The 25,687-nt window shown below is 62.8% G+C and carries 25 protein-coding genes; 9 read left to right on the forward strand and 16 right to left on the reverse strand.

The features are described 5' to 3' along the window. Positions 1-77 precede the first annotated feature (77 nt). Positions 78-1,811, forward strand: coding sequence for an ABC transporter ATP-binding protein (locus NEK97_RS09630; protein WP_257369634.1), 1,734 nt, complete (start codon positions 78-80; stop codon positions 1,809-1,811). Continuing rightward, positions 1,808-3,766: an ABC transporter ATP-binding protein gene (locus tag NEK97_RS09635; RefSeq protein ID WP_306672934.1), complete on the forward strand. Its 1,959-nt coding sequence runs from the start codon at positions 1,808-1,810 to the stop codon at positions 3,764-3,766. Before NEK97_RS09630 ends, NEK97_RS09635 begins: the two co-directional genes overlap by 4 nt. A gap of 19 nt (positions 3,767-3,785) precedes the next feature. Here the strand turns inward: NEK97_RS09635 and NEK97_RS09640 are convergent, their stop codons facing one another. From NEK97_RS09640 to NEK97_RS09665, 6 genes are all read right to left on the reverse strand, one after another. Beyond that, positions 3,786-4,484, reverse strand: coding sequence for a hypothetical protein (locus NEK97_RS09640; RefSeq protein ID WP_257369636.1), 699 nt, complete (start codon positions 4,482-4,484; stop codon positions 3,786-3,788). A 63-nt stretch (positions 4,485-4,547) separates the two neighbouring features. Beyond that, positions 4,548-5,120 carry an MOSC domain-containing protein gene (locus NEK97_RS09645; RefSeq protein WP_257369638.1) on the reverse strand — a complete coding sequence of 191 codons (573 nt, stop codon included), beginning with the start codon at positions 5,118-5,120 and terminating at the stop codon, positions 4,548-4,550. After that, complete coding sequence (locus NEK97_RS09650; protein WP_257369639.1) at positions 5,110-5,592, reverse strand: NUDIX domain-containing protein; 483 nt, start codon at positions 5,590-5,592, stop codon at positions 5,110-5,112. The genes NEK97_RS09645 and NEK97_RS09650 overlap by 11 nt, the downstream gene beginning before the upstream one ends. A gap of 78 nt (positions 5,593-5,670) precedes the next feature. Next, entirely contained in the window at positions 5,671-7,005 is a 1,335-nt protein-coding gene (locus NEK97_RS09655; RefSeq protein WP_257369640.1) for a glycoside hydrolase family 5 protein, read from the reverse strand. After that, positions 7,002-8,618 (reverse strand): glycosyltransferase family 39 protein, encoded by a 1,617-nt coding sequence (locus NEK97_RS09660; protein WP_257369641.1) that lies wholly within the window; start codon positions 8,616-8,618, stop codon positions 7,002-7,004. The genes NEK97_RS09655 and NEK97_RS09660 overlap by 4 nt, the downstream gene beginning before the upstream one ends. Beyond that, positions 8,612-8,734, reverse strand: a complete 123-nt coding sequence (locus tag NEK97_RS09665) for a hypothetical protein (RefSeq protein ID WP_255773709.1) — start codon at positions 8,732-8,734, stop codon at positions 8,612-8,614. Before NEK97_RS09665 ends, NEK97_RS09660 begins: the two co-directional genes overlap by 7 nt. Positions 8,735-9,139: 405 nt before the next feature. Here NEK97_RS09665 and NEK97_RS09670 point away from each other — a divergent pair, with 405 nt between their 5' ends. Then, positions 9,140-10,417 (forward strand): hypothetical protein, encoded by a 1,278-nt coding sequence (locus NEK97_RS09670; RefSeq protein WP_257369643.1) that lies wholly within the window; start codon positions 9,140-9,142, stop codon positions 10,415-10,417. Between the two features lie 85 nt (positions 10,418-10,502). Here the strand turns inward: NEK97_RS09670 and NEK97_RS09675 are convergent, their stop codons facing one another. The 4 genes from NEK97_RS09675 to NEK97_RS09690 all read right to left on the reverse strand — a co-directional run bounded on the left by NEK97_RS09675 (position 10,503) and on the right by NEK97_RS09690 (position 13,187). After that, the gene (locus tag NEK97_RS09675; RefSeq protein ID WP_211713326.1) at positions 10,503-10,682 is read right to left on the reverse strand and encodes a hypothetical protein; all 180 of its coding nucleotides are present in this window, start codon (positions 10,680-10,682) and stop codon (positions 10,503-10,505) included. Positions 10,683-10,688: 6 nt separating this feature from the next. After that, entirely contained in the window at positions 10,689-11,819 is a 1,131-nt protein-coding gene (locus NEK97_RS09680; RefSeq protein ID WP_235517567.1) for a glycosyltransferase family 2 protein, read from the reverse strand. A 186-nt stretch (positions 11,820-12,005) separates the two neighbouring features. After that, complete coding sequence (locus tag NEK97_RS09685) at positions 12,006-12,176, reverse strand: hypothetical protein (protein ID WP_186313584.1); 171 nt, start codon at positions 12,174-12,176, stop codon at positions 12,006-12,008. A gap of 180 nt (positions 12,177-12,356) precedes the next feature. Further along, a complete protein-coding gene (locus NEK97_RS09690) occupies positions 12,357-13,187 on the reverse strand; it encodes an oxidoreductase (RefSeq protein WP_257369647.1) in 831 nt (276 codons plus the stop codon). Positions 13,188-13,373: 186 nt separating this feature from the next. Between NEK97_RS09690 and NEK97_RS09695 the strand changes: the two genes are divergently transcribed. Beyond that, entirely contained in the window at positions 13,374-13,811 is a 438-nt protein-coding gene (locus NEK97_RS09695; RefSeq protein ID WP_257369648.1) for a hypothetical protein, read from the forward strand. 563 nt (positions 13,812-14,374) lie between these two features. Here NEK97_RS09695 and NEK97_RS09700 read toward each other — a convergent pair. Genes NEK97_RS09700 through NEK97_RS09710 form a run of 3 tightly spaced genes read right to left on the reverse strand, consistent with a single transcriptional unit; the run spans position 14,375 to position 17,202 of the window. Continuing rightward, a complete protein-coding gene (locus NEK97_RS09700; protein ID WP_257369649.1) occupies positions 14,375-14,914 on the reverse strand; it encodes a GNAT family N-acetyltransferase in 540 nt (179 codons plus the stop codon). Further along, positions 14,911-16,260 carry an LLM class flavin-dependent oxidoreductase gene (locus NEK97_RS09705; RefSeq protein ID WP_257369650.1) on the reverse strand — a complete coding sequence of 450 codons (1,350 nt, stop codon included), beginning with the start codon at positions 16,258-16,260 and terminating at the stop codon, positions 14,911-14,913. Before NEK97_RS09705 ends, NEK97_RS09700 begins: the two co-directional genes overlap by 4 nt. A 57-nt stretch (positions 16,261-16,317) precedes the next feature. Then, a complete protein-coding gene (locus NEK97_RS09710; RefSeq protein ID WP_235517552.1) occupies positions 16,318-17,202 on the reverse strand; it encodes a MetQ/NlpA family ABC transporter substrate-binding protein in 885 nt (294 codons plus the stop codon). 188 nt (positions 17,203-17,390) lie between these two features. Here NEK97_RS09710 and NEK97_RS09715 point away from each other — a divergent pair, with 188 nt between their 5' ends. The 4 genes from NEK97_RS09715 to NEK97_RS09730 all read left to right on the forward strand — a co-directional run bounded on the left by NEK97_RS09715 (position 17,391) and on the right by NEK97_RS09730 (position 20,820). Continuing rightward, a complete protein-coding gene (locus NEK97_RS09715) occupies positions 17,391-18,518 on the forward strand; it encodes a methionine ABC transporter ATP-binding protein (RefSeq protein WP_257369651.1) in 1,128 nt (375 codons plus the stop codon). A gap of 2 nt (positions 18,519-18,520) precedes the next feature. Continuing rightward, the gene (locus NEK97_RS09720; protein WP_144649471.1) at positions 18,521-19,180 is read left to right on the forward strand and encodes a methionine ABC transporter permease; all 660 of its coding nucleotides are present in this window, start codon (positions 18,521-18,523) and stop codon (positions 19,178-19,180) included. Positions 19,181-19,202: 22 nt separating this feature from the next. Further along, on the forward strand, positions 19,203-20,357 hold the full coding sequence (locus NEK97_RS09725) for an LLM class flavin-dependent oxidoreductase (RefSeq protein ID WP_257369652.1): 1,155 nt from the start codon (positions 19,203-19,205) through the stop codon (positions 20,355-20,357). A gap of 244 nt (positions 20,358-20,601) precedes the next feature. Further along, positions 20,602-20,820: a hypothetical protein gene (locus NEK97_RS09730; protein WP_257369653.1), complete on the forward strand. Its 219-nt coding sequence runs from the start codon at positions 20,602-20,604 to the stop codon at positions 20,818-20,820. Here NEK97_RS09730 and NEK97_RS09735 read toward each other — a convergent pair. Beyond that, positions 20,817-21,224: a rhodanese-like domain-containing protein gene (locus tag NEK97_RS09735; protein ID WP_257369655.1), complete on the reverse strand. Its 408-nt coding sequence runs from the start codon at positions 21,222-21,224 to the stop codon at positions 20,817-20,819. The two genes, NEK97_RS09730 and NEK97_RS09735, sit on opposite strands and share 4 nt — an antisense overlap. 36 nt (positions 21,225-21,260) lie before the next feature. Then, positions 21,261-22,403, reverse strand: a complete 1,143-nt coding sequence (locus NEK97_RS09740; protein WP_257369656.1) for an LLM class flavin-dependent oxidoreductase — start codon at positions 22,401-22,403, stop codon at positions 21,261-21,263. Positions 22,404-22,855: 452 nt separating this feature from the next. On the opposite strand from NEK97_RS09740, the gene NEK97_RS09745 reads away from it, so the two are divergent. Next, positions 22,856-24,877, forward strand: a complete 2,022-nt coding sequence (locus tag NEK97_RS09745; protein ID WP_257369657.1) for a rhamnogalacturonan lyase — start codon at positions 22,856-22,858, stop codon at positions 24,875-24,877. Between the two features lie 60 nt (positions 24,878-24,937). Here the strand turns inward: NEK97_RS09745 and NEK97_RS09750 are convergent, their stop codons facing one another. After that, entirely contained in the window at positions 24,938-25,663 is a 726-nt protein-coding gene (locus tag NEK97_RS09750) for an SRPBCC family protein (protein WP_257369658.1), read from the reverse strand. Between the last annotated feature and the right edge of the window lie 24 nt (positions 25,664-25,687).

Consider the following 25,687-nt stretch of genomic DNA (forward strand, 5'->3'; position numbering starts at 1 on the left):
CAGCATTGCCCCTAGTTGCCCGCGGCAACCAGACGTAAACTGGCCTTCGGTTCATACAGCGTCTGCTTGGAGATCTCATGCTTTGGAAGGTCCTTGTCCGGTTCCTGCGGCCGCATCAGCGGCTGTTGATTGCCGTCGTCGTCTTCCAGCTGGCGCAGTCCATCGCCTCCCTCTACCTGCCCACGCTCAACGCGGACATCATCGATAACGGTGTGGCCACCGGCGATACCGACTACATCCTGCGCATGGGCGGCCTCATGCTGCTGATTACCCTGCTGCAGATAGCGTGTGCCGTCGTGGCTGTGTACTTCGGCGCGAAAGCGGCCATGGGGATGGGGCGCGACGTCCGCGACGCGATCTTCAGCCGCGTCGGCGAGTTTTCCGAGCAGGAGGTCACCAGGTTCGGTGCGCCGTCCCTGATCACACGCTCCACCAACGATGTCCAGCAGATCCAGCAACTGGTCCTCATGTCCTGCACGCTGATGGTCGCGGCGCCCATGCTCAGCATCGGCGGGGTGATCATGGCCGTGCGACAGGACGCGCAACTGTCCTGGCTGATTGCGGTCTGCGTCCCGGTGCTGCTGGTGGCGGTCGGCCTGATCGTGACCCGGATGGTGCCGCTGTTCCGCAAGATGCAGGTGAGGATCGACGCCGTCAACCGGGTCTTGCGCGAGCAGCTCACCGGTATTCGGGTGGTCCGGGCGTTCGTGCGCGAAGACATGGAGACAGCCCGTTTCGGTAAAGCGAACGACGACGTCACTGACGTAGCGCTGCGGGCGGGCCGTTTGATGTCGCTCATGTTCCCTGTGGTCATGCTGGTCATGAACGTCTCCAGTGTGGCGGTGATCTGGTTCGGGTCCTTCAGGATCGAGGACGGGTCCATGCAAGTGGGCACCCTGATCGCGTTCCTGAGCTACCTGATGCAGATCCTCATGTCCGTCATGATGGCCACGTTCATGGCAGTGATGATTCCCCGGGCGTCCGTCTCCGCCGACCGGATCGGTGAGGTGCTCGATACCCCCTCAAGCGTCCAGCCGCCGTCGAACCCGGTAGCCGCCGGTATCCGCCGGGGCGTACTGGCCATGCACGACGTCGGATTCGCCTACCCGGGTGCCGAGCAACCTGTACTGAGCGGGGTCACTTTCACCGCCGCCGCAGGGCAGACCACCGCGATCATCGGCAGCACCGGTGCCGGTAAAACCACTCTGGTGAACCTCATGCCGCGCCTTTTCGATGCCACCAGCGGATCCGTGCGAATGGATGGCGTGGACGTCCGCGACCTGCTCCCCGACAAATTGTGGGGCCACATCGGCCTGGTGCCGCAACGGCCATACCTGTTCTCCGGAACGGTCCGCAGCAACCTCCAATACGGCAAACCCGACGCTACCGAGGAAGAGATGTGGCAGGCACTGTCCGTGGCCCAGGCGCGGGACTTCGTCGAAGAAATGGAAGGTGGCCTCGACGCGGCCATCTCCCAGGGCGGCACAAACGTCTCGGGCGGGCAGCGCCAGCGGCTCGCGATTGCGCGGGCATTGGTGAAGCAGCCGGAACTGTACATTTTTGATGATTCGTTCTCCTCGCTGGACACCGCAACGGACGCCCGGCTGCGGCAGGCACTCAAACGGCACACCAACGGAGCCACCCTGGTGATCATCGCCCAGCGCGTGTCCAGCATCGCCGACGCGGACCAGATCCTGGTGCTCGACGACGGCAGGATCGTGGGGCAGGGAACGCACGATGAGTTGCTGGAGTCCTCCGAAACCTACCGCGAAATCGTGTCGTCCCAGCTGGCATCGGAGGAAGCAGCATGAGCACGGCCACCCGGGGACCCCAACGGCCCGCCATGGGTCCAGGACGCGGCGGACCCTTCGCCGGGATGAACGTCCCGGCCGAGAAAGCATCCAACTTCGGTGCCTCCGCCCGGCGCCTGCTGGGCACCCTCCATCCAGAGCGGTTCTGGCTGACCATGGTCCTGGTGTTCGCCGTGGTCAGCGTCGCGCTGTCCGTGATCGGGCCCCGGCTGCTTGGCGAAGGCACTAACCTGATCTTTGCCGGCGTCGTCTCCAAACAGCTGCCCGCAGGAGTCACCAAAGCCGAGGTAATCGACAGGCTCCGCGCCTCAGGCGAGGGCAGTAAAGCCGACATGCTCAGCGCCATGACCCTCACTCCCGGCGTCGGAATCGACTTCGGCGCGCTGTCCTCAGTACTGCTCTGGGCGCTGGCCCTGTATGTCCTGGCCTCAGCGTTCGGTTGGATGCAGGCGTACGTCCTCAACGGCGTCGTCCAGCGCACCGTCTACCGGCTGCGTGAGCGGATCGAAGCGAAAATCCACCGGCTGCCGCTCCGCTACTTCGACTCCATCCAGCGCGGCGAGCTGCTCAGCCGGGTGACCAATGATGTGGACAACATCTCCCAAAGCCTGCAGCAATCCATCAGCCAGGTAGTATCGTCCCTGCTCACCGTGTTGGGCGTGCTGGTGATGATGTTCATCCTCTCGCCACTGCTGGCACTGATCGCCCTGGTGACCATCCCCCTGACCCTGGGCATCACCATGCTGATCGCCAAACGGTCCCAGAAAATGTTCGTGGCCCAGTGGAAAAACACCGGCGAACTCAACGGCCAGATCGAGGAAACCTACACCGGCCACGCGTTGGTGAAGGTGTTCGGGCGGCAGAACGAGGTGCAGGAGAAATTCCGCGCGAAGAACGCGGAGCTGTACCAGGCCAGCTTCGGGGCGCAGTTCGTGAGTGGGCTGATCATGCCGGCCATGACATTCATCGGCAACCTCGTCTATGTGGGTATCGCCGTGGTGGGAGGCCTGCAGGTCGCCTCCGGCGCTATGCAACTGGGCGATGTGCAGGCGTTCATCCAGTACTCGCGGCAGTTCACCATGCCGCTGGCCCAGCTCGGATCCATGGCCAACATGCTCCAATCCGGGGTCGCATCCGCCGAACGCGTCTTCAACCTGCTCGATGAGGAGGAAGAGTCCGAAGAGCCGATGGCCAGCGCAACCGGTCCCTCCCGCGGCCGGCTCGTGTTCGAGAACGTGTCCTTCCGCTACTCGCCGGACAAGCCGCTGATCACGGACCTCAGCCTGGTCGCCGAGCCGGGGCAGAGCATTGCGATCGTTGGGCCCACAGGTGCCGGCAAGACAACGCTGGTGAACCTCATGATGCGGTTCTACGACCTCGACGGCGGCCGGATCACCTTGGACGGCGTGGACATCGCGTCCCTGTCACGGCAGGAACTGCGCTCGCGGATGGGCATGGTGCTGCAGGATACGTGGCTGTTTGGCGGGACCATCCGGGACAACATCGCCTACGGGCGGCCCACAGCTTCCGAATCCGAGATTGTTGAAGCCGCACAGGCAACCTATGTCGACCGCTTCGTGCGGTCGCTCCCGGAGGGTTACGACACCCTGCTCGACGACGAGGGCGGCAATGTGTCGGCAGGTGAGAAGCAGTTGCTGACCATCGCGCGTGCTTTCCTTTCCCGTCCGTCCGTGCTGATCCTGGATGAAGCGACCAGCTCCGTTGATACGCGGACCGAGGTGTTGGTGCAGAAAGCCATGAACGCGCTTCGCTCGGACCGGACCAGCTTCGTGATCGCGCACCGGCTCTCCACCATCCGGGACGCCGACCTCATTCTGGTCATGGAGGCCGGGCAGATTGTGGAACAGGGGACGCACTCGGAGCTGTTGGCCGCAGGGGGAGCGTACTCCAGGCTGTACGAGGCACAGTTCGCAGCACCGGCCGCCGAAGTTTAGGGGCCCTGAGGGCAGCGGATCAGCCGCGTTGTCGGGCCAGCGCGTAGGACGGTTCGCGGAGGCGCCGTGTCCAGTCGTACGTCCCTGCGCCGGGGAGGGGGTTGAGGACGGGATCGAAACGCTCGTCCGAATCATGGCCGTGATCGGCCACGGTGAGCGTCAACGTCCCAAAGCGGCACCAAGGACCCAACGGGCTGGCGTGATGGAGCTCCAGTGTCCACGGCCCACGTCCAAGAGCGGCACGGAACGCCCTGGGTTCCACGGGCAATTGCCCAGGTCCTTCAATGGTGCGTGCTGCTATAAGAACGGGTCCGGAGTCCGATTTGTAGGGCATCATGCTGGAGAACACGGCGGATGCGGCGTTGCGTCGGAGCCGGAGGATGAACCTGCCGATTCCTGTGGGACCGGTGGTAGCCAGCAACATGTCGGCCTGCTTGCCCGGTTCCGTGAAGCGTATGGCCAGGCCAATGATGTCCGGCAGGGCGTCGGGCAATCCGATCGAGCGCGAAAGCCGCGCATTCACCGGGTTGGTCCCTGAATCATCCAGCCACGGGATGCCAGAGGGCCTGCGCTGCCCCGGATCCCTCGTGAGCGTTCCCACCAGGTGGATGCCCTTCGGATGGATGGGACGGTACGGACGGGCGACCTTGATGGCCCGGAAGAGACCGGCAAAGGTGGCCCCGGCCATTCCTTGCGCCCTGCTGCTCAATGTACCCATCTGATCACCCTATGCGGGACACACCCGGAAAGACAGCAACCTTATGATTGGGGGGATTGATTCCTAGGGCAGGCGTGAGGGGCGGAGCACGTTCGCTTCGCCGGCCTTGGCTGGGTCCAAGGGGACGGGGCTCACCAGTACCGCCAGCCCTCGATGAAGCAGGCCACCCGAGATGACCTGGCATCGCACGCCGCCGCGGCCCCGCATCGCTTTGTGGGCGCCGGGTGCCAACATTTGGTCCATCCATGCGCACGGGTGGGCTGGGCGGCCCGCCTTCAACCGCACCGCATCGTCCCCGGACTCCAGGGTGAATTCGTGTCCGAGCAAGGGCGCCAGCTCGGCACCCCTGAGCACAACATTGCGGCGCGTCAGCAACGGGTCAAAAGGACCGGCGTCGAGTTCGTCCGCGATTGCCTCCAACGCCTCTACTGAGAAGAGCGTGACTGCTGCGTCCATGTGGGCGGCCTTGCCGAAGAACCTGTCCCCAACAATTCCCTTGCCGGTGACCAGTTCCGCGTGGTGGGCATCCGTGGTGGGGACATCCGCAGCCCCCTCCCGGGCACGACCAAAGTAGGCATGCGCCGGCGACACCAATAGGTGCAGAACCTCGACGTCGTACCTGTATTCAGTGGCCATCCCTTAACGCTAGCCGACTGACCAACGCATCAACGATGGGCAGCTGCCCTTTGACCAGCTTGGTCCGGGCCGTGGCTTCATCAAACCACCGTGCGTCATCAATTTCGGGGAATTCCTTGATGGCCCCTGAGCCTTTTGGCCACTCCATGGGGAAGGTGTTGCTGACAATTGTGTCCGGCTGAAATTCCCTGGCTTCGGCGGCGAAAGCGGTGATGAGTTTGCCGGAGGGCTGCCGGAAAACCCCCAATAATTCGTAGTCCACGGATGGGGGAGGGGAGCCAATTTCCTCCAGAAATTCCCGTTTCGCTGCGTCCAGGGCGTCTTCATCGTCAGTGAATTCGCCCTTGGGAATGGACCACGCGTGCTGGTCTTTCCGTGACCAGAATGGGCCGCCCATGTGGGCTATCCATAGTTCCAACGGAGCAGATGGAGGCTGCCGGTAAAGAAGTATGCCTGCGCTGCGAATTGCCATTTTTTCCTTCGAACCATCCAGGACGTCCAAGGTCAGGAACCGAGCCTACCGGATGCGTTGCCTTAGAGGATTGCTGCATCAACGCCCATCTGCCCGGAGCTGCTGGATCGCCCTGCCGTAGTCCGCTACGCCCACACCGCTTCCGGCGCGGTTTTTCGCCTTGAAGAGGTCCTCTTCGAAACCGAACAGGAACATGCTCATCCCGCACTCCGCGGCGTACTCGGGCGCCAGCCGCAACTGATCGGCAAGGCTGTGGGAGAGCGGGGAACCCCCAGTGAAGGGCGCATCTGGAGGGCCGGGATTTTCGCCGACCAACCCGAGCCCGGAGCGCCTCGCCAATGCACTGGTGTATCTGTGGGACGACCATTCAGAGACGTCATCCTGGACCAACCTGGTTTGATCATCCGGGCGGCAACGGTCCTGCGGGGGATCGGCGGCCCCCGCCACCACATCAGAGACGTCGTCCAAACCAGTGAAGTCAATAGCCAGACCGGGCAAGGAGGCCAAAACCGCGAACTGGGCAACGTAGTCAAGGCCGCGCTCCAAGGCGCCATCCGGGTTGGCGCGGCCATCGAGGCGTCCCTCCACCGCTTCCACCACGTCGGCAGGCAAGGCTCCGCGGCCGGCCACCGGAACGTGAACCAGCCCTTTGTAGCCGAGCTTCCGCAACTCGCCCAACTGCCACACCACCGCATTCACAGCTGATCCCGTGTACCAGTCCCACCAGTTCCGGACCTGCTCAGGCGTTACCAATCGTCCGTTCCACGATCGGGAGCCCGGAACCCAACCTGGCATGGGCGACCGTGCCGCGCCTTCGGCCAGTCCGATCCCGCGTTGGGGAGCGTCACCAAAGGCCCAATACTCGCGTTCATTTCCGCCATCCTCGGGTCCCGGATATCCCAGCTCACCGCTGGCATCCGTACCAACCCTTATGGCCGTGAAGTGCTCCAGCCCGAGATCCGATGCGACGCGGGCCAGATATTTTTGGGCGGCATCCCGGGTTGCAGCGCTGAAGATCAGCTCCGCTCCGCCGTGGCGGGCTACGCCTCCGGAGCTGCCCTTCAGGACACCGCCGGTCAACCGCCGGACCCAGTTCGGCGCATAGTGAAGGCCCGGTGACAGGATCACTCCCATTCCGGCCTGGCGGCACGCGTCCAACCGTGCCTGCACCTCAGCGACGTAGCGTGAATCCACCCGGCCTTCCACTGGCTCGTAGCGATCCCAAGCCAGTGGCAGCTCCACTACGGTAACTCCAACCGTCCGAAGCGCGGCCAGACGGTCCGGGGAACAGCTGGAGCCCAGGACGCCGAAAGCCATCGGGGCAGGGCTAACGCGCCCGGTTCCGGCCGAACAGCCAACAGTTGAGCCCAGGATCATCAACGCCAGGAAGGTCAAGAGGCTAACGCGCCTCATGGGTAACCCCCGGTCACCGGTGGCAGCGTCATTCCGCCCGCCACAGCGGCGTCCAGCTTGTCGCGATCCAGTTTCCACACCACCGTGTTCCCGGACGTTGGCCCGGAGAAGGTGAAGACGGGCTGGGCATTCTTCTCTAGCCAGTCCAGGAATGCAGGTGATGCGTAGCCGTACCCTTCGCCCAGTTGCCTGCCTTGCGTCAGGACATACTCCGCGTTCCGGTCATGCAGTGACTGCAAGGACGGCAAAACCTCCCAGCCCTCGTGCGGCAAAAGTGCGAACTCACCCGTGACGGACGTCAGCCCTACTATCGCGGACGCAGGCAGCTCCGTGTTCATGAAGGCCCGCGCACGGACCAGCCCGTCGTCAACCACCGACCTTGCCTGAACACCCAAAAACAGGCCCAGGCCTGTCATGAGGATGACGACGGCGGTTACGGCACCCCGCAGGCGGGGTCGCCACGTCACCACCATGACCGTGGCTACAGGCGTTGAAACCAAGGCCGCCAGCACCACGCAATAGCCGAACTGCTCCTCAGCCGCACCGAAAAACACGGAGTAGACGCCCACCAGGCCGGTGATTAATGAGAACAAGCCAATGATGCGTCGTTCCACCAGCGGCGAGGCGGCGGCCAGCACGCCGGCCACGATGGAAAGTCCAAGAAGCACGTAGCTTGTGCCGAAGCGCCCCAACAGAACCATCAGCCGATCCAGCAGGCCGACACCAGGGACGGCATTGAAGCCGGTCATTTGCACCACGCCGGCCATTCTCAGGACACCCACGGACTTTTGTTCCAGGAACTGGGGGAGCAAACCACCCGCGGTGATCAAGCTCAGATAGATGAGGTACGGAACCACGGAACAACCCACAATCCGCAGTGCAGTCAGCGGAGGAACCGTTCGCCGCCAGAGCACACCGGCCAGCAGTGGGACCACCGTGAAAATCGCCGTCATGTCTTTCATGACGATCGCCAAACCAAAAACCAGTCCTGCTGCTATTTCGAGCCAGAGCCTGGTGTGTCGGCGTTCCCGCTTGAGCAGCAGCAGGACCAGGAGCCAACCGGACAGGACCGCCAGGCCAGTGGGCGTCTCCATCATCAAACGCCCGTCCATGCGGAGCACGAAGGGGTCGCTGGCCAGGATGATGCCGGCCACGGTGGCGGGCCCCAGCCCTACCAGACGGCGGACCAGCATGAAGCAGACAACAGCGGTGGCCACGCCCAGGAAGGCGTTGAACCAGCGCAGTTGAAGTGCCAGGTCCATGGGATGCCCATCGAGGCCCATGATCCGGATAACCAAGGCATTGAGTGCGTAGGAGCCGGGCGGATGAAGGAAAAAGGGAGAGCCGGAAGTTGAAGGTACCTGTCCAGCCGCAAGTTGCCTGGCCAGATCGGCGTATGTCACCTCGTCGATGAAGACGTCGTTGGCCCGCTCGACTCCTGTCACTCGGAATACCAGGGCAAGCAGACCCACCAGCCCGGCAAACCACACAGGATGCCGGGCGAGCTTCGAGCTCCAGGACTCCTTCCGGATCCGGACCCGCAGCATGGGTGTCCCGGATTGGTCCTGTGCGTTCGTGGGATGCCCGGGAGTTATTGTGCTCGAGGTCAGCATGTAGGGGCTTGGGTGTTCCCGATGTGCGGTGTCTTGGCTTCGGCGGAGGACAGCTCACCCGGGGCTGCGTTGGGCAAAACCGGTCCGGGCTCAGCGGTGCCGCTGCGGCTTGTCATTGGATGAGTCTCCGATCGAATGTCCATGTCTTTCTGCAACAAGGCATGTGTCCTGTCACTTGGTTAGTGCAGGCAAACGAGTGATCGTGACGCGGTGGGGCATCCCTGAAATGCAGCGGCAGGAGGTGATGCGAAGTTGCGCCGTTATCCAATTGATGTTGAAACGACAAGTTTGCTGGCCCATTTCGCTTCCGACAGGACCCTTCCTATTCGATAATCGAGGAGTTGCACGTTCCTCGGGGGTGGAACGTCACGGCGGCCTCGGGCAATTGCCGGAGGCATTTCTGGGCGCATCAGCAGGAGGACACAGCTATGGCATTGTCAGTGAAGCTCCTTCCACATGGGGGAAGAAAAGCAATGGGATTGGCCGTCATTGCGGCGGTAGGTTTATCGATGTTCACGGGTATGAGCCCCTCAAGTGCCGCGGATACCACGCCGATGGCTGATGATCCCGGGCCGGTGGGCAGTTTTGCGTGGAAGGGATTCAACTGGCAAAAGCGTTTTTGGGGTGGGGCGCCCATGTACAACGCCAGCTGGGACGCCAACAATGTGAGCAATCCTGACGCCAACGGGTACGTCAAACTCTCCATCACCAATCCCACCGGGTCCGCTCCCAAGGGGGCGGAGTTCCAGTCCACCCGTGAAGGATTTGGCTATGGCACCTACAGCACCACGGTGGAAAAGGACGTCAGCGCCCTGCAGAAGGAAGTTGTATGGGGTTGCCTGTTCACGTACGACCCCGCAGCGGAGCCCGGATACACGGAAATCGATCTTTGCGAAGCATCGGCATGGGGTGGCGGGGCCGCTTACGGCGAAAACTGGCCGGTAACACAGGGGCACGGCTACTGGTTCGATGCCACCAAGCCGCCGGGGCAGGGGAACAACACTGTCACCTTCGATGTCACCAATGCCCCGATTCTCACGCACAGGATGGTGTGGGAACCGGGCAAGATCACTTTTGAGACATTCGCGGGCGAGGGCTATACCGGACCGCTTCTGAAGAGGACTGTCCTCCAGGGATCCACGGTTCCGGTTCCCGCCAAGGAACAGATCCATTTCAACCTTTGGGTGACCGGGGGTGGCGGTGGAAACGCCGCAGCTGTTGCCCCGGAATCCGTCACCATCCGCGATTTCTCCTTTGTCCCGGGCATCCCGCTGACAGCCCCGACTCCCACGGTGACCGGTACGGCAGCGGTGGGTTCAACGTTGACGGCCGCGCCGGGAACGTGGACCACAGGCACCGCATTGACGTATCAGTGGTACAGGAATGGAGTGGCGATTGCAGGCGCCACCAACGCAACCCGCGTCTTGGCTGCGGCAGACCAAGGCACCAAATTGACTGTCCGCGTCACCGGAACCAAAGCCGGGTACGCAACAACAACCAAGGAGTCCGCGCCAACGGCAACAGTTGTCGCAGGCACCCTGGTGGCACCGGTTCCCACCATCACTGGCACGTTGACCGTGGGCTCCACACTGACAGCCAATACGGGCACCTGGACCTCAGGAACCACCCTGACGTACCAGTGGTATCGGTCAGGGGTGGCGATTTCGGGGGCAACGGCTAAAACCTACACGCTGGTGAGCGCTGACCAGGCCGACACGATGAGTGTGAAGGTCACAGGCACCAACCCTGGTTACACCACGGCGGCCAAAACATCCGCCAGCACAGCGGTTGTGGCCTGAGTCTTAAAACAACGGGCCCGCAGTTGTGTCGCGCTGGGGGGAAAGCGACACACCTGCGGGCCTGTTGGGCTTTGGGGAGAAGCGGCTAGGCCTTCTTCTCGGCACGGACTGGGACGATCCTCTTGATGGCGAGGCCCAGAGCGAGCATTGCGAAGGCAGCCAGGGCGAACCAGAACAGATCGCCTGCGCCTGTCATGGCGAGCGTTCCTGAGCCTGTGGCACCTACGAATGCGCCTGCTGCGGGTCCTGCTGGGTTGTTGTACATCTGTGATTACCAAACTTTCTTGCGGTTGAGGGCTGCATCCAGGTAGGCCTTGGCGTGAACGGCCTGGAGGAAGATATCGATGACGGTTTCGTACATGGTGGCGGCCAGCAGCATGTACCTCCAGCCGCGGAAACGCAGTGTGACGATGCGTTCCAGGACGAAGATGCCGGTGACTGCGATCCAGAATGGCTGGAGGTTCAGGCCCATTCCGGTGGTCAAAGCAAAAATGATGGAGCCGAAGTAGGCGATGGTTACTACGACGCCGATCATGGACAGGAACTGCCGGCCCCAGTAAGCGCGCGTTACCTTGGTCCAGCCGTACTGCACGCAGTTCTCCACAGCGCCCCGCTTCCAGCGGAGCCGTTGCGCCCAGAGTTCACGCCAGGTGGGCATGACCTCGGTGACCAGGGTGCAATTGGAGGGCGAAGCGATGCGGTACCCGAGGGTCAGCAGGGCGAAGGAAAGCTCGTTGTCTTCGGTGAGGACGGAGGTGTCGTAGACGCCGCCCTTGCCGTTTCCGGGAGGCAAGGTGCCCGCCAAACGGGCTGCGACCACATCGCGCAACGTCTTGACCCTGAACAGTGCGGCCGTTCCGGTCACCACCAGGCATTTGCCGTGGAGGCGCTTGACGTCCCTTGCGTAGCGGGCGTACTCGTTGCGCTGCAGGTGGCCCACAAAACCGCCGCCGGGACCACCGCTGAACACGCCACCAACGGCGCCGAGCAGATCGTCCTTGAGCAGGTTGGCGGTGGCGTTCTCGATGAAGTCCAGGGCCAGCTGGGAGTCGGCGTCCTGGACCAGCACCAAGTCTTCGGGATCGGCGTCCGGAAGCAATTGGCTGAGTGCGAAGTTCAGGGCACCGGCCTTCTTGTCCTTGTTACCGACGGTTGGCAGGACCTCAACGCCCTGGGCAAGCGCCAAAGTCTCGGTGTCATCGGTGCAGTTATCGGCGACCACGATGATGCGGTCCGGGCGGCGGGTTTGGTTCTTCAGAGATACCAGCGTCTCGGTGATTCCGGCCGATTCGTTGTGGGCCGGGACCAGGACTGTTACTACTCCGCCGGCGGCACGGTGGGATCCGCGCGGTGAGGCATCCGTGTCCGGTGCGTCTGCACGAACCGTGATTTCCGTGAGCATTGTGATCCCTCCGTTCGTTTGTTGAAGCGTTGACTCACTTAGAGTTCCAACGCCAACGCAAGAAATACGCAGGCAAAGCGTCAAGGAAAACTCAAGGTTTGCTCAGGACTTCCAGACGGACTTAAACGCAAGAGGACGACGCCGGCAAGTACCGGCGTCGTCCTCTTGTGTTTTGGTTTGGGCTGCTTAGCGGCTCAAGGCGACCGTAAAGGTTTTCGGTCCGCTAAGGGTTACTGCGATGCCGCAGTTTTCGGCGGCGGCGCGGTGTGAGAGGGACTGGATGGCGGCATCGATGGTGTGGTCGATGGCCGACTTGTCCCAGATTTTCAGCGTGATGGAGTCAGTATGTGTCGTCATTGTCAGTACTTTCACTCAGGCCGTTATCAGCCCCAAGCCTCTTCGCCCGGGGCCGCATCCTCGTCGGTGAGGATTGCTGATTCAGCTTGTAAGGGAACGAATTCCCTCATTCATGGTTCATGTTGCGCACCGCGATTGACAAGCGAATCCGGCCAAGTGTGACCGATTACACGTTGCTCATTACTCCGTGTAACCGGTGCTGGCACTGTGCTCGCGCCAACGGTCAACCTCAGCGCGCATCGCTTCCTCCACGGCGTCGTAGGCATAAACGGCATCCGCTCCAAGCAACAGGAAAGCCGGGGTCTGCTCGGCTTCGACTGCGCTGATGATCACTTGCGCAGCCTTGTCCGGATCGCCCGGCTGGGTGCCGTGGACAGTGTCGTTTTCCTTGCGGCGTTTCCCGGCCGTGTCAGCGTAGTCCGCGATTGCCTCGGCCGACTGGGTGAGCGAACGCCCGGCGAAGTCGGTTCGGAATCCACCCGGTTCCACGGCCGTGACGGAGATCCCCAACGGCTGGAGTTCCTTGTGCAGCGAACCCGAGATTCCCTCCAGGGCGGCCTTGGACGCAGAGTAGTACCCCGATCCGGGCGGGCAGATCCGGGCACCAATGGAGGAGATATTCACGATCGCGCCCGAGCGCGTGGAGCGCATGCCCGGGAGGACAGCTTTGATCATGGCGACGGGGCCGAACACGTTGGTGTCGAACAGTGTGCGGACGTCGGCATCGTCGCCCTCTTCAATGGCTGCACGGTAACCGTAGCCGGCGTTGTTGACCAGGACGTCCACGCCGCCGAAACGCTCCGTTGCCTGCTGAACCGCCGCGTCCACCTGGGACTGATCGGTGACGTCGAGCGACACGGCGAGGGCCGTCGTCGGGAATTCCGCGGCCAGGTCCTGCAGCGAATCCGTGTTGCGGGCAGTGACGACGGCGTTATCGCCTTTTGCGAGGACCGCTTGGGCGAGGGCCCTGCCGAGTCCGGTGGAGCAGCCTGTGATGAGCCAGGTAGTCATGATGTTCCTTTTCCTAGGGGACCATTCCATTGGAACGCTACTCCTGGGAATGCGGGAGTGCCCGGCCTTCCGGGTACTGCCGGTGCCTCCCTATGCGTCATGAAATCGGTGACGATTACAGCAGCCTACCTTCTTGATTCATGGTGAATCAGGAAGGTAGGTTGACAGCAGAAGAGGAGGTGTCGAATGTTCACCATGGACAGCAGTCTTGCTGCAATGCATCATGAGGCGCTGCAGCGTCAGGCTCGACAGCGGGTCGATTTGCTTGATGAGCTTCGGGCGGTTCGGAACGTCGCGAATCGGAACTTCAATCAGCGTGATATCGCCGAGATCCTTGTGACAAGCCAGGCCAAAGTGCACCGGTTGCTAAAGGCCATCGAACGCAGAGGCGGAGACCTGAGCCCCGATCCGGAGGAAGTGATCCTCCGCGCCTTCGCCTATGACACGTCCCGCGACAAACTTGTGGCTGATCTGAAAGCGTTCGCTTACTCCTTCGGCGAAGATGCACCATACCCGAACGAAGGTCGTGTGCCCGGGACGTGGGACCAAATAGTGGTGGCCGTGGCCCAGGGTCTCCTCAGCGAAACCGAGTTCCAGGAGGTAAGGGCGGCAATTGGCCGTTGACCGGGACGACGTCCATTCCGCTCTTACCCAACTCTTTTCTCCAGGTGGTGCACTGGAAACGCCACCTTCAGAACTGGCCCTGTACTTCGATGACTTAGCTATAGCGCGCACCGCTAAGGCATACATGCGTCTTCAGGACGATGTGTCAACGGGCGGCCATGCGGTGGTAGTCACGGCTGGTCCGCCTGGTGCGGGAAAGTCGGAGGCAAGAGAGACGATGGCGCTTCAGAACACGAAGGTGGCACGGGAGGCAACGTGATCTTGACCTCGGTGGGAGGTTCGTTGCCGAAAAGGTCATTCAGGGTTACTACGAAAATCACTCATGGCAATCTTCGTGCGCGGCCAACGCCTTGATTCTGGCCGAGCGTGCGGCAGACGAACTGGGTGCCGGTAAGCTAAGCCGGTTCGACGTAGATCCTGCAACAGGGGTTGTGACCTTGTCTTCTGAAACGGTTTTCAGGTAGCCATGCCACGGTCGATGTCGAACCAAAACCCCTGATGATTGCCAGAGACCGCAGAAGTTCGAACTCTGCAGCCATCGGGCATGTGCGGTGGGGCCTCCCTTATGCCGGCGGGAGTTCCAGCGTGTAGACCACCAGCTGCACCTTTGGCGCGGGGCGCTCCTTCTCACGCTCGGGACGTCGAATATAGCCAAGGCGTCGGTAAAGGCGTTGGGACGCTACATTGTCGACGGCGGTGTCCAGCACCACGCGCACGGCACACTGTGCGGCGGCCAAGCGGGCGGATTCGTCCAGGATTTTCTGGCCAAGGCCTGTCCTGCGCGCGTCCGGGTGCACAGCCAGCAACCGCAGTTCCACCTCGCCTTCCTCCGCCTGACGGCTGAGGCGTGAACCAAAGGGGAGGAGGCTGGCGGTGCCCACCAGTCGCTTGGTTTCCAGGTCCTCGGCGACCAGCAGGAGTCCTTCGCGGGCCCGTGCAGAGGCGTCGAGCAAAAGCTCCAGCCGTTGTTCGTCCGGTTGGCGGGCGCCAGGGAGGTGATGGCCGAAGCCTTCGTACGTCAGCCGCCCCACGGCGTCGTACTCTTCGGGGCGGGCTTGGCGGATCGCGTGGGTGCCGGTTGTGACGGTCGGTGTGGTGGTCATGGTTGTCCTTTCGGCTGCGGATCGAGTCCCAGATGCGATTTCAAGGTGGTGCCGGCGTACTCAGTGCGCGCGAGCCCGCGTTCCTGGAGCAGCGGAATGACGCCCGTGGCGAAGCGCTCCAGGTCCTGGGGGAGGAGCGAAAACATGAGGTTGAAGCCGTCGGCTGTGCCCTCAGCGTGCCATCGCTCCAGGGAGTCAGCCACGTGCTGCGGGGTGCCGATGAAGTCGTGGTTCCGTTTGTCGCCCGTGAGGATTGAGTAGAGGTCCTTGAGCGTGACCTCGTCTTCACGCCCACTGATCTGTTCGCCGGCGGAACGGAAATCGGTCCGGGGTTGTGCGATGGTGGGGATCCCGGACTGGTTCACCGTGGCGTCCGCTCCGAGGCCTGTGAAGTCCAACTGGCCTGCGAAATACTCCTGCAGGAAATCCAGGACCTGCTGATCCGTGATGAGGCTGTCCAGTTCACGGATCCGTTCCAAGGCCTCGTCCCGGGTGTCTGCGACTATCGGCGAGATCGCTTGGTAGACGTAGATTTCGTCGGGATTCCGGCCGAAGGCCTTTGCTTGGGCCCTCACGGAATCGCGGTATTGCCTCGCCTGCGGAATGTCGGGATGGCTGGCGAAGAGGGCGTTGGCGAACCGGGCGCCCAACTGCTGTCCTGGCACCGAAGTGCCCGCCTGGGCCAGCAACGGAGAGCGCTGCGGGGAGGGGCCGATGTTGAGCGGACCTGCAACCTTGAAGAACTCGCCCTTGTAGTCCAGGCGGCGAAGTTTGTGGCGGTCGAAGAATCGGCCGCTGTCCTTGTCATAGAGGAAGGCGTCCGTGTCCCAGGAGTTCCAGAGTCCTTGGGTCACCTCAACGAACTCCTCAGCGCGGCGGTACCGGAGACTGTGGTCGAAGTGTTCATCGGCGCTGAAGTTGCCCGCAGTGCTGTTGGTGAGGTCTCGGGTTGTGACAATGTTCCAACCGACGCGGCCGCCGCTGATATGGTCCGCGGTGAGGGCAGCCCGGGCGAAATTGAAGGGCTCGTCATAGGACGTGGACGATGTCGCGATGAGGCCGATGTTTGTGGTGACCGCCCCAAGGGCCGTGACCAGGCCAATGGGGTCAAAGCGGTTGAGGATGCCCGGGTTGGACGTCTCATCGATCGCCAGGGAATCGCCCAGGAAGATGGCGTCGAATTTCGCGTCCTCGGCTGTCCGGGCGAGGCTTACCTGGTGCTCAAAGTCGATGCTGGCCTGGGGAAAGGCCGTTTCGTGCCGCCAGGAAGCCAAATGGATGCCGGTGCCCACGAGGTAGGCGAAGAAATGGATCTGCTGGCGTTCACGGGTGAGTGTCTGGTTCATGGCCTGTTCCTGGATGCCGTGAGGGGTGCCCGCCGCGTGGCGGGCACCCTTGTGCGGCTACTTGGTCTTCTTGATGGCGTCTTCTTCGGCGGTCAGGACTTCCTGCAGCTTGGCAGCGGTCCAGTCAGCCTTGAACTGCAGGTTGCCGTCGTTGAGCTTGGTGACCGCAGCTTCGACTTCGGGCGTGTGATAGGCGTCCACAATCTTCTTCCAGGTGGGATCATCCTTGCGGTCAGCCTTCACCACGAAGCCGTTGATGTATGGCGCCAGGGACTCAGAGTTGAGGTCTTCCTTGAAGATGATCTTGTCATCGCCAAGTCCGCCCTTCTGCGCCTGGGTGTTGTTAACAACCGCTGCTTCAGTGGTGCCCTTGAGCGCATTGACTGTCTGGTTGCTGTCCACCGGGACGACCTTGATCTTGCTTGACGTAATTTCGGCGGGCGTGGAGAGCGAGTTGCCGCCATCCTTGAGCTGCAGCAAGCCTGCCGTCTGAAGGTTGAGCAGGGCGCGCGCCTGGTTGGTGGGGTTGTTGGGGATGGCAACCTCGGCATCGGCCGGAAGCTCCTGCACGGACTTGAACTTCTCCGAGTACAACGCCAGCGGGTAGACGGCAGTAGCTCCGACTGGGACCAGTGTGCCGTTGCTGTTCACGTTGAACTGCGACAAGTACTTCAGGTGCTGGAACAGGTTGATGTCCACCTGCCCCTGCTGGGTTGCCGTGTTGATCTGGGCGCCGTCGGTGAAGTTCTTAACCTCAAGGTCGATGCCCTGGTCCTTGAGCTTGTTCTTCAGGATGGTCCAGTGTTGTTCGGCGCCGTCGTCGACGCCGATAACCACCTTGGTGTTCGCAGAGGTCGTGGAACCGCTTGACGCACCTCCGCAGGCCGAGAGCGATAGAGCGGCGATGAGGCCGACGGCGGCGACTAACAAGCGGTTCTTCATGATGCTTCTCCGTACAAAGGGTCTGATGCGAATGGAAAGGTACGGGGTGTTCCCCCTGCCTCACGCTAGGCAGGGTGACCGGTGGGAATCGAACGCTTTCGCAACACTCCGACGCGCGCCGTTAAGGAAAGAAACCGCAGGTCACGGGGGGTCACTGGGTTCGATGAGCGCCTCAAGACGCTGCTGGAATGGGCATTCAAACAACCCAGAAGGAGGCTCCGGTGAGCGCGATCGTTTCCCTGCGCGGAGTCAGCAAGCTGTTCCCTGTCCAAGGAAGCAAACGCAGCCACCGCGCCGAACCAGTGCGTGCCGTTGATAGCGTCACCTTGGACATCGAAGAGGGCACGGTGGTAGGCATCGTCGGGTACTCCGGAGCCGGAAAATCCACTTTGGTGCGCCTGCTCAATGGCCTGGAACGTCCCACCGAAGGCCAGGTCTTCGTCAAGGGACAGGAAATCTCGTCCCTCCCCGAAAGCCGGCTGCGCACCGTCCGCAGCGGCATCGGTATGATCTTCCAGCAGTTCAACCTGCTCAAGTCCCGCACCGTCTACGGAAACGTCGCATATCCGTTGAAAGTGGCTGGCTGGCCCAAGGACAAGATCAAGCCCCGCGTGAATGAGCTGCTCGAATTCGTGGGCATCGCCGACAAAGCAGGCTCCTACCCCCGGCGGCTGTCCGGCGGGCAGCAGCAACGCGTGGGCATCGCCCGGGCACTCGCCAACGCCCCGGATATCCTGCTCGCCGACGAGGCCACCAGCGCACTGGATCCCGAAACCACCCGCGACGTACTCCGGCTGCTCCGCCGCATCAACAAAGAACTCGGAACCACCGTGGTTGTGATCACCCACGAAATGCACGTGGTCCGGGAAATCTGCGACACCGTGGTGATGATGGAATCGGGCCGTGTGGTGGAGTCCGGGCCCACCTATTCCGTTTTCGCCGATCCCCAGAGCAGCTCTACCCAGCGCTTCGTGGCCACGGCCGTGCACGGAACGCCGGAACCCGACACCGTCAGCCGCCTCTCCGCTGCGCACCCCGGGCTGCTGGTGTCCGTCGGCATCTCCGAAGCCGCCCCCGCACCTCTGGTTGCGGCCACCTTCGAGCGCCACGGTGTCGGCTCCAGCGTGGTGTTCGGCGGCGTCACCGAAATCCAAAACAAGATCCTCGGCACACTCACGTACGAGCTCACCGGAAGTGGCGCATCCATTGACGCCGCCCTCGCCGAACTGGGCGAGGTCACCGCCGTCGAACGCCAGACAGCCGCCGCCGATAGTGCCGTACCGCACCTGCCCGTCCCCGCGAACGCCGGAGAATAGCCATGACCGACTGGACAACCCTCCTGCCCGTCCTGGGCGAATCCTTCCAACAGACCATCTACATGGTGGTCATCACGGTCCTGCTCAGCGGTCTTGCCGGGCTCGCGTTGGGGGTCACGCTCTACGCCACCCGGCCGGGCAACCTGTTCGCCAACAAGGCCGTGTTCTCCTTCCTGAACTTCCTGGTCAACATCATCCGGCCCATCCCGTTCATCATCTTCATCACGGCCATCGCCCCGCTGACGCTGATTGTCATGGGAACCACCATCGGCACCACGGCCGCGATCCTGCCCATGGCGCTCATGGCCGGCGTCGTCATTGGGCGTGTGGTGGAACAAAACCTGGTCGCATCCGATCCCGGTGTTGTGGAAGCCGCCCGGGCCATGGGTGACAGCCGCCTGCACATCCTGTGGTCCGTGGTGATTCCCGAGTCGCTGGCGCCGCTGATCCTGGGCTACACGTTCATGATCATCGCCATCGTGGATATGTCCGCCATGGCCGGGTACATCGGCGGCGGTGGCTTGGGCAACTTCGCCATCATGTACGGCTACCAGCAGTTCAACTGGGAAGTCACCCTGGTGACCGTCCTCATCATCATCGTCATGGTGCAGGCCGCGCAGTTGCTGGGCAACTTCCTGGCCCAGCGCATCCTCCGCCGCTAACTCGTTTTAAGGGAGAACCACAATGCCTATCGAATTCCTCGGCATGGGTGCCGGCAACGATTCCACCGAGACGTCGCCAGCCACGACGTCCTTCTTCGATCCCCAGTACGCTGCCCGTATCGCGAGGATCCATGAGGACAACAACTGGGACCACGTCCTGTTCGCTTACAACTCCACTACCCAAGACCCTTCAGTCCACGCAGCGTGGGTCGCCGCTCATACCGAGCGGATTCAGTTGCGGCTGGCGCACCGGCCCAACGTTTCCCACCCGACGTTCGCGGCGCGCTCCTTCCTGACGCTCGACCACATCGCCCAAGGCCGACTGACCGTGCACTTCATCACCGGCGGCAGCCAGGCGGACCAAGCCCGCGAAGGTGATTTCCTTGCCAAGGATGCCCGGTACGGCCGGACGCAGGAATACATGCAGATCGTCCGGCGGGCATGGTCCGGTGATTCGTTCAGTTGGGACAGTGAGCACTACCGGTTTGAAGACTTCGCTTCTGGTCTGGCGCCCTTTGCGGGGAAACGCCCGGGTATTTCCTTTGGCGGATCCTCCGAGGCTGCCTGGTCCGTGGGTGCCGCGGAGGCCGATATCTATGCGCTCTTCGGGGAGCCGTTGGCGGATGCTGCCGGGCAGCAGGAGCAGATCCTTGCTCGGGCCGCTGCCCTCGGACGCACTCATCCCCTACGCTGGCAAATCGCCTTCAGGCCCATTGTTGGGCCAACTGATGAGCTCGCGTGGGAGAAAGCACACGCCATCCTGGGCACCTTCGAGGCGCGACGGTCGGCCGGCGAGGTGATTGATCCTGTCCGCCACTACAACCAGAAGCCCGAGGCCGCCGGCACCCAGCGACTCCTCGCTGCAGCCGAGCGCGGGGATCTCCACGACCGCGCGCTGTGGACGGCCCTCGCCAAAGCGGCAGGTGGCGGGGGAGGAAGCGCGACGGCGTTGGTTGGCTCCTACGACACCGTCACCCAAGCGATCCTGGACTACCACGACCTCGGATTCGAGATCTTCGGACTCCGGGGTTACGACTTTGTCCCCGACGCCATCGAGTTCGGACAACACGTGATCCCGCAGTTGAAGCAGGAAGTGGCGCACCGGGAGCGTACGGTTGCTCCCGAAGCCCTCCGCGCGGCCCACGCCGACGCCCGCGCCCGCCTCCTCCGCCACTGACCCTCGCTCACGTTCCACCTGTTTGGGGCCAACGCTCCCTCACGTTCCGCCTGTTTGGGGCGGTCGCTCTCTCACGTTCCGCCTGTTTGGGGCGGTCGCTCTCTCACGTTCCGCCTGTTTGGGGCCGTCCCTCTCGCACGTCCCACCGGTTTGGGGCCGTCCCTCTCGCACGTCCCACCGGTTTGGGGCCAACGCTCCCTCACGTTCCGTTGTCACAGGTCCCAGGAGTTCGGTTACCCGGGGGATGGGATGCTGCATCCTACAGGGCGTCGCGCTTCTGGCCGGCGGACTGGACTGGCTCCGCGAGGTGCGGCGGCCCGCAAACGAAAGTGCCGTCGTCGTGATTCCCAGTAAGGAAAGCACGACGACGGCAACGGAACCGGCCATAGCCGGTCCGGTAACGCCAGGCACGACGGCGGGTGGCAGCCAGCGCCCGGAAGTCACCGAGTCGGTGGACGCCTAAGCAGTTTCAGCCGGCGGTGCGGTGGGGCCGGTGGTGGGTACGCCGGCGTCGCGCAGGGCGGGGAAACCGCCGTCGACGTGCACGGCATGGTCGTAGCCCAGCACCTTGAGCTTTTCCGCGACCGGACGTGAGCCGTTCACGGAACCGCAGAAAACCACAATCTTCTGCTCGGTCCCGGTCACCTGGCGAAGGCGATGGGTGGACTCCGGGTTGAAGTCCTCCTCCACGTGCTCGCGGTTGACAACTACGGCTCCGGGGACGGCGCCGGTGCTGGCACGACCGCCCTCACTGCGGACATCGATCAGCAGGGCACCCTGCTCAATGAGCTTGGCCGCTTCGGCAGCCGTGACCAGCTGCGCGTCTTCCTGGACTGTGGTTTCCGTGGCTGTGGTTTCGATGGACATATGTGCTCCTTTGTTGGTGAGTGGAAATCGAAAAAGCTAAAGGCCCCAGGCCTCGGCGAGCAACTGGTAGGAGTTCACCCGGTCTGCGGGGTCGTGGGCGATGGTGGTGATCAGCAGTTCCTGAGCGCCCGTGACACGCTGCAGCGTCAGGAGATGCTCCCTGACCTGATGCGGATCCCCGACGAACCTGGTGTCCAATCGGTCTTTGACCAAGGCCAGGGCTTCGGCGTCCAAACCCCGTTCCAATGCGTCTTCCGGCGAAGGGTAGGGGATAGCACCCTGGCCGCTCCGGATTCCATGAACCCATTGCCCAAAACCGCGGGCGAGCCGCTGTGCCTGACGTTCGTCGGCGGCTACCAGTACGTCCGCTGAGACGATCACATGGGGTTCCTGCAAAGTCACGGATGGCTCAAAATGGGCTCGGTACTCGGCGATGGAGTCCAGCACGCCGGCAGGTGCCACGTGGTAGTTGGCGCCGAAGGGAAGCCCGAGCTTTCCGGCCAGCCGGGCACTGGGGCCGGCGGTGGAACCGTGAATCCAGAACTGGGGTGACTCACCCAGAGCCGGCGTCGCGGTGACCTCCTCCCCGTGCTGCGTCCGGTATTCCCCGCTGAAGAACCCGATGATGTCCTGGATGTCGTTTTCGAAGTTGTCCGTGTCGCCAGGGAATCGGCCCAGCAGTTCACTCTGAAGCCGGAATTTCCGCGGCAAAACGGCGCCGAAGATCGGGCGGGCCGCAGGGATCAACAGCCCGTCCACTACTCGGTCTGTCGCCTCGGTCGAGGCGACAGGCGGCACCACGCCCGGAGCGGGGTCGCTTGAGGACTTTGGCGGGCCGGAGCGTCCGAAACCGAGATCCAGGCGGTCGGGGAACACTGCGGCGAGCGTCCCGATGCTCTCGGCAATTTGGAGTGGCCGGTAATTCCCCAGCAGGGTGGCTGCAGTCCCCACCCTGATGGTCTTAGTGGCTGACGCTACCAATCCGGCCAAGACGTGTGGGGCCGAGCCTGCAACCCCAGTGTTGAGATGATGCTCGGCCAGCCAGTACCGCGAATAACCGGAAGCCTCGGCAGCAGCGGCAAGGCCCAGCGCGCTGCGCAACGCCTCGCCGGGTGTCTGCCCGGCGGACACCGGGCTGAGGTCTAGGACGGACAGGGGAGTGACTGAGGGCTTCGGCATGGCACGACACTACGGAGGCCCGTGTCTGCGCCCAAGCTGCGCCGTCACCGCGCTCAACTGGAGTCAATGTTGCTCAACGGGGCGCAATCCACCGTCACATGGGAGGCCGGGTGGGATGTGAGTGGGGGTTGGGTTGAAGGGGGTGGGATGTGAGTGGGGGTTGGGTTGAAGGGGGTGGGATGTGAGCGAGGGTTGGGTTGAAGGGGGTGGGATGTGAGTGAGGGTTGGGGCGGCACAAAAGTGAACATCAAGAAACGGAAACTCACAGTTATTTTCTGTCACACCCTTGACCGCCCAGTTGAAACGCTGATAAACCTTGATGTCGGAAAGCGTTTTCACTTACCGCAAACCCCCGTCACTCGCAAAGGAGGGACTTGTCGGTCCAAATAGTGAAACGTTCCAAACTGCGAGGGTGCAGACCCACTGCGCCCCGGCATCAAAGGAGATGTTGCATGGCTTACCCCTCAAAATGTTCCCCGAGCTCCCGACGACCGGCCCTCTTGCCCCTGACGGTCACAGCGACACTGGCGGCAGCTGCCTTGGCCTTCACCGGAGTTCCGCTCGCCCAAGCAGCGCCACCCGAGGCGTCCCGGACTGTACAAGGCAACCAATCCGCCGTCGTCAACGACGCGAAGGACCCGGCGGCACTCAAGCGGCAAGTGGAAAACCTCGACCGCGCGCCCGTGGCCGTCCTGACGGACCAGGGTGTCACCGTGAGTTGGCGCATGCTGGGCCTGGACAAGGACAGCATCGGCTTCCAGGTGCTGCGCGATGGTGTCAACATCACTCCAGAGCCCATCCGCAACGCCACCATGTTCGTGGACCCCGCAGGCACGGCACAGTCCAGCTATGTCATCAAGACCGTCGGAAACGGACAGGGCCAGGACAAGCTGACCGAAGCCGTGACGCCAATGGCGCAGAACTACCTGGCCATCAAGCTGGACAAGCCTGCCGACGGCGTTACCCCGGATGGCAAGCCGTACACCTACTCGGCCAATGACGCGACGGTGGCGGACCTGGACGGAGACGGTAAGTACGAAGTCATCCAGACCTGGTCCCCTTCCAACGCCAAGGACAACTCCCAGTCCGGCTACACGGGCAACGTCTACGTTGATGCGTACAAGCTGGATGGCACCAAGCTCTGGCGCATCGACCTCGGCCGCAACATCCGCGCCGGCGCGCACTACACTCAGGTTCTGGCCTACGACTTCGACGGCGACGGTAAGGCGGAGGTTTCGTTCAAGACGGCCGACGGCACCCGCGATGCGGCCGGCACCGTGATTGGAAACGCCGACGCCGACTTCCGCAACAGTGCGGGTTACGTCCTGAATGGTCCGGAATTCCTCACGGTCTTTAAGGGTGAAACCGGGACCATCATGGACACTGTGGCTTACGAGCCTGAGCGCGGGTCGGTGGCCAGCTGGGGCGACAATTACGGCAACCGCGTGGACCGCTTCCTGGCAGCCGTGGCGTACCTCGATGGCCAGCACCCATCCATGATGTTCAGCCGTGGTTACTACACGCGCACAGTGCTGGTGACCTACGACCTGGTCAACGGCAAGCTCCAGAAACGGTGGACGTTCGACTCCAATCAGGCGGGTGACGAATATAAGGGTCAAGGCAACCACAACTTGTCTGTGGCAGACGTTGACCAGGACGGCAAGGACGAATTCGTCTTCGGTTCCATGACCATTGACGACGATGGCAAGCCGCTCTACAACACCAAGCTCGGCCATGGCGATGCGATCCACACCGGCGACCTTGATCCGTCCAGGCCCGGCTTGGAGACCTTCGCCGTCCACGAGAACATGGGTGCCAGCGGCAATCGCGGGGCAACTTTCCGTGACGCTGCGACAGGCGAGGTGTTGTGGAGCATCCCGGCCATTAAGGACACAGGCCGCGGCGCTGCAGGTGACATCGATCCGCGTTACGCCGGGGCCGAGGGCTGGGCCGTGGGCGGTTCCGCTGCCTGGGATTCGCCAGTGGGTCAGCTGATGTCCGCAAAGGGTGAGCTGATCGCGGAGAACATCCCGGCCGCGAACTTCCTGGCTTGGTGGGACGGCGACCTGCTCCGTGAGATCGTGGACCACGATTACGACGCCACCGTGTCCCGCGGCGTTCCCACCATTTCCAAGTGGAACTGGGAAACGGAAACCAGTGACCGGCTCCTGACCGCTGAGGGTGCCCGCAGCAACAACACCACAAAGGGGAACCCGTCCATACAGGCTGACATCCTGGGCGACTGGCGCGAAGAGATCGCGTGGCCCTCCACGGACAGCTCCGAGCTGCGGATCTACACCACCACGGCTCCCACCGAGGTCCGTCTCCGGACCCTGATGCACGACACCGTGTACCGCACGGCGGTGGCCCGGGAAAACGTGGCGTACAACCAGCCGCCGCACCCGAGTTTCTTCATTGGTGAGGGCATGCAGGCACCGGCGATGCCCGCCGTCGTCTACACCGGCAAGAAGTAGCCCACACAAACAATGCCGCCCGGGTCGTGTTGACCCGGGCGGCTTTTGGCGTCGGCGGACCTAGTGCTGTCCCGGCAGCCATCCGCTCTGCGGCGGTATGAATCCGGGACCGCGGTCTGCGTCGTCGTCCCCACGTTCCGCGGCGCTGCGGGTATCGCTTTCCGCGGTTCCGTCCGAGTCGCCGTCGTCGTCGGCCAACCCGTTCGTCTGGTCGAAGGGATGGGTGACAGGATCTACGATCGGCGTCGTGTCCGTTGCGCTGGTGTCATGCCCGACGGCGGTGGCCGCGGTTCCGGTGGCGGTCGCCGGAGTCGGGGTGCCGGTCGCCGGAGCGGCAGTGGTGGTCCCGGCAGTAGACGCGGTTTCCGGTGCCTGCTTTTCGATGTACTCCTTGAACTTCTTCAAGTCCGACTCCGCCTGCCTTTCAATAACGTGCAGCTTGTCGCCCAGGAACTCCAGGACGCCGTGGGGTTCGTATTCCAACGACAGGTGCAGGGACGTCTGGCTGGGCCCGGCTTCCTTGAACTCCACCCACCCTGCGTTCTTGACGCCCTCGACGGCGGCCCATGCCACGGCCCGGTTGACATCCTGCTGGACGATCTTTGCTTCCCACTTGCGGTGGACGCCCGCGATTTCGGCGACCCATTCCAGGCGGTCGTCGCCAAGCCGCGTCACCCGTTCGACTCCGCCCATGAAATGCGGGAATTCTTCGAACTGGGTCCACTGCCTGTAGGCCGTACTGATCGGAACGTTGACCATGATTGTCTTGTTCACTTTCGTGGTCATGGTGTCTTCCTCCTTGACTCGATA

This window comes from Paenarthrobacter sp. UW852, assembly GCF_024608385.1.
Classification (GTDB): domain Bacteria; phylum Actinomycetota; class Actinomycetes; order Actinomycetales; family Micrococcaceae; genus Arthrobacter.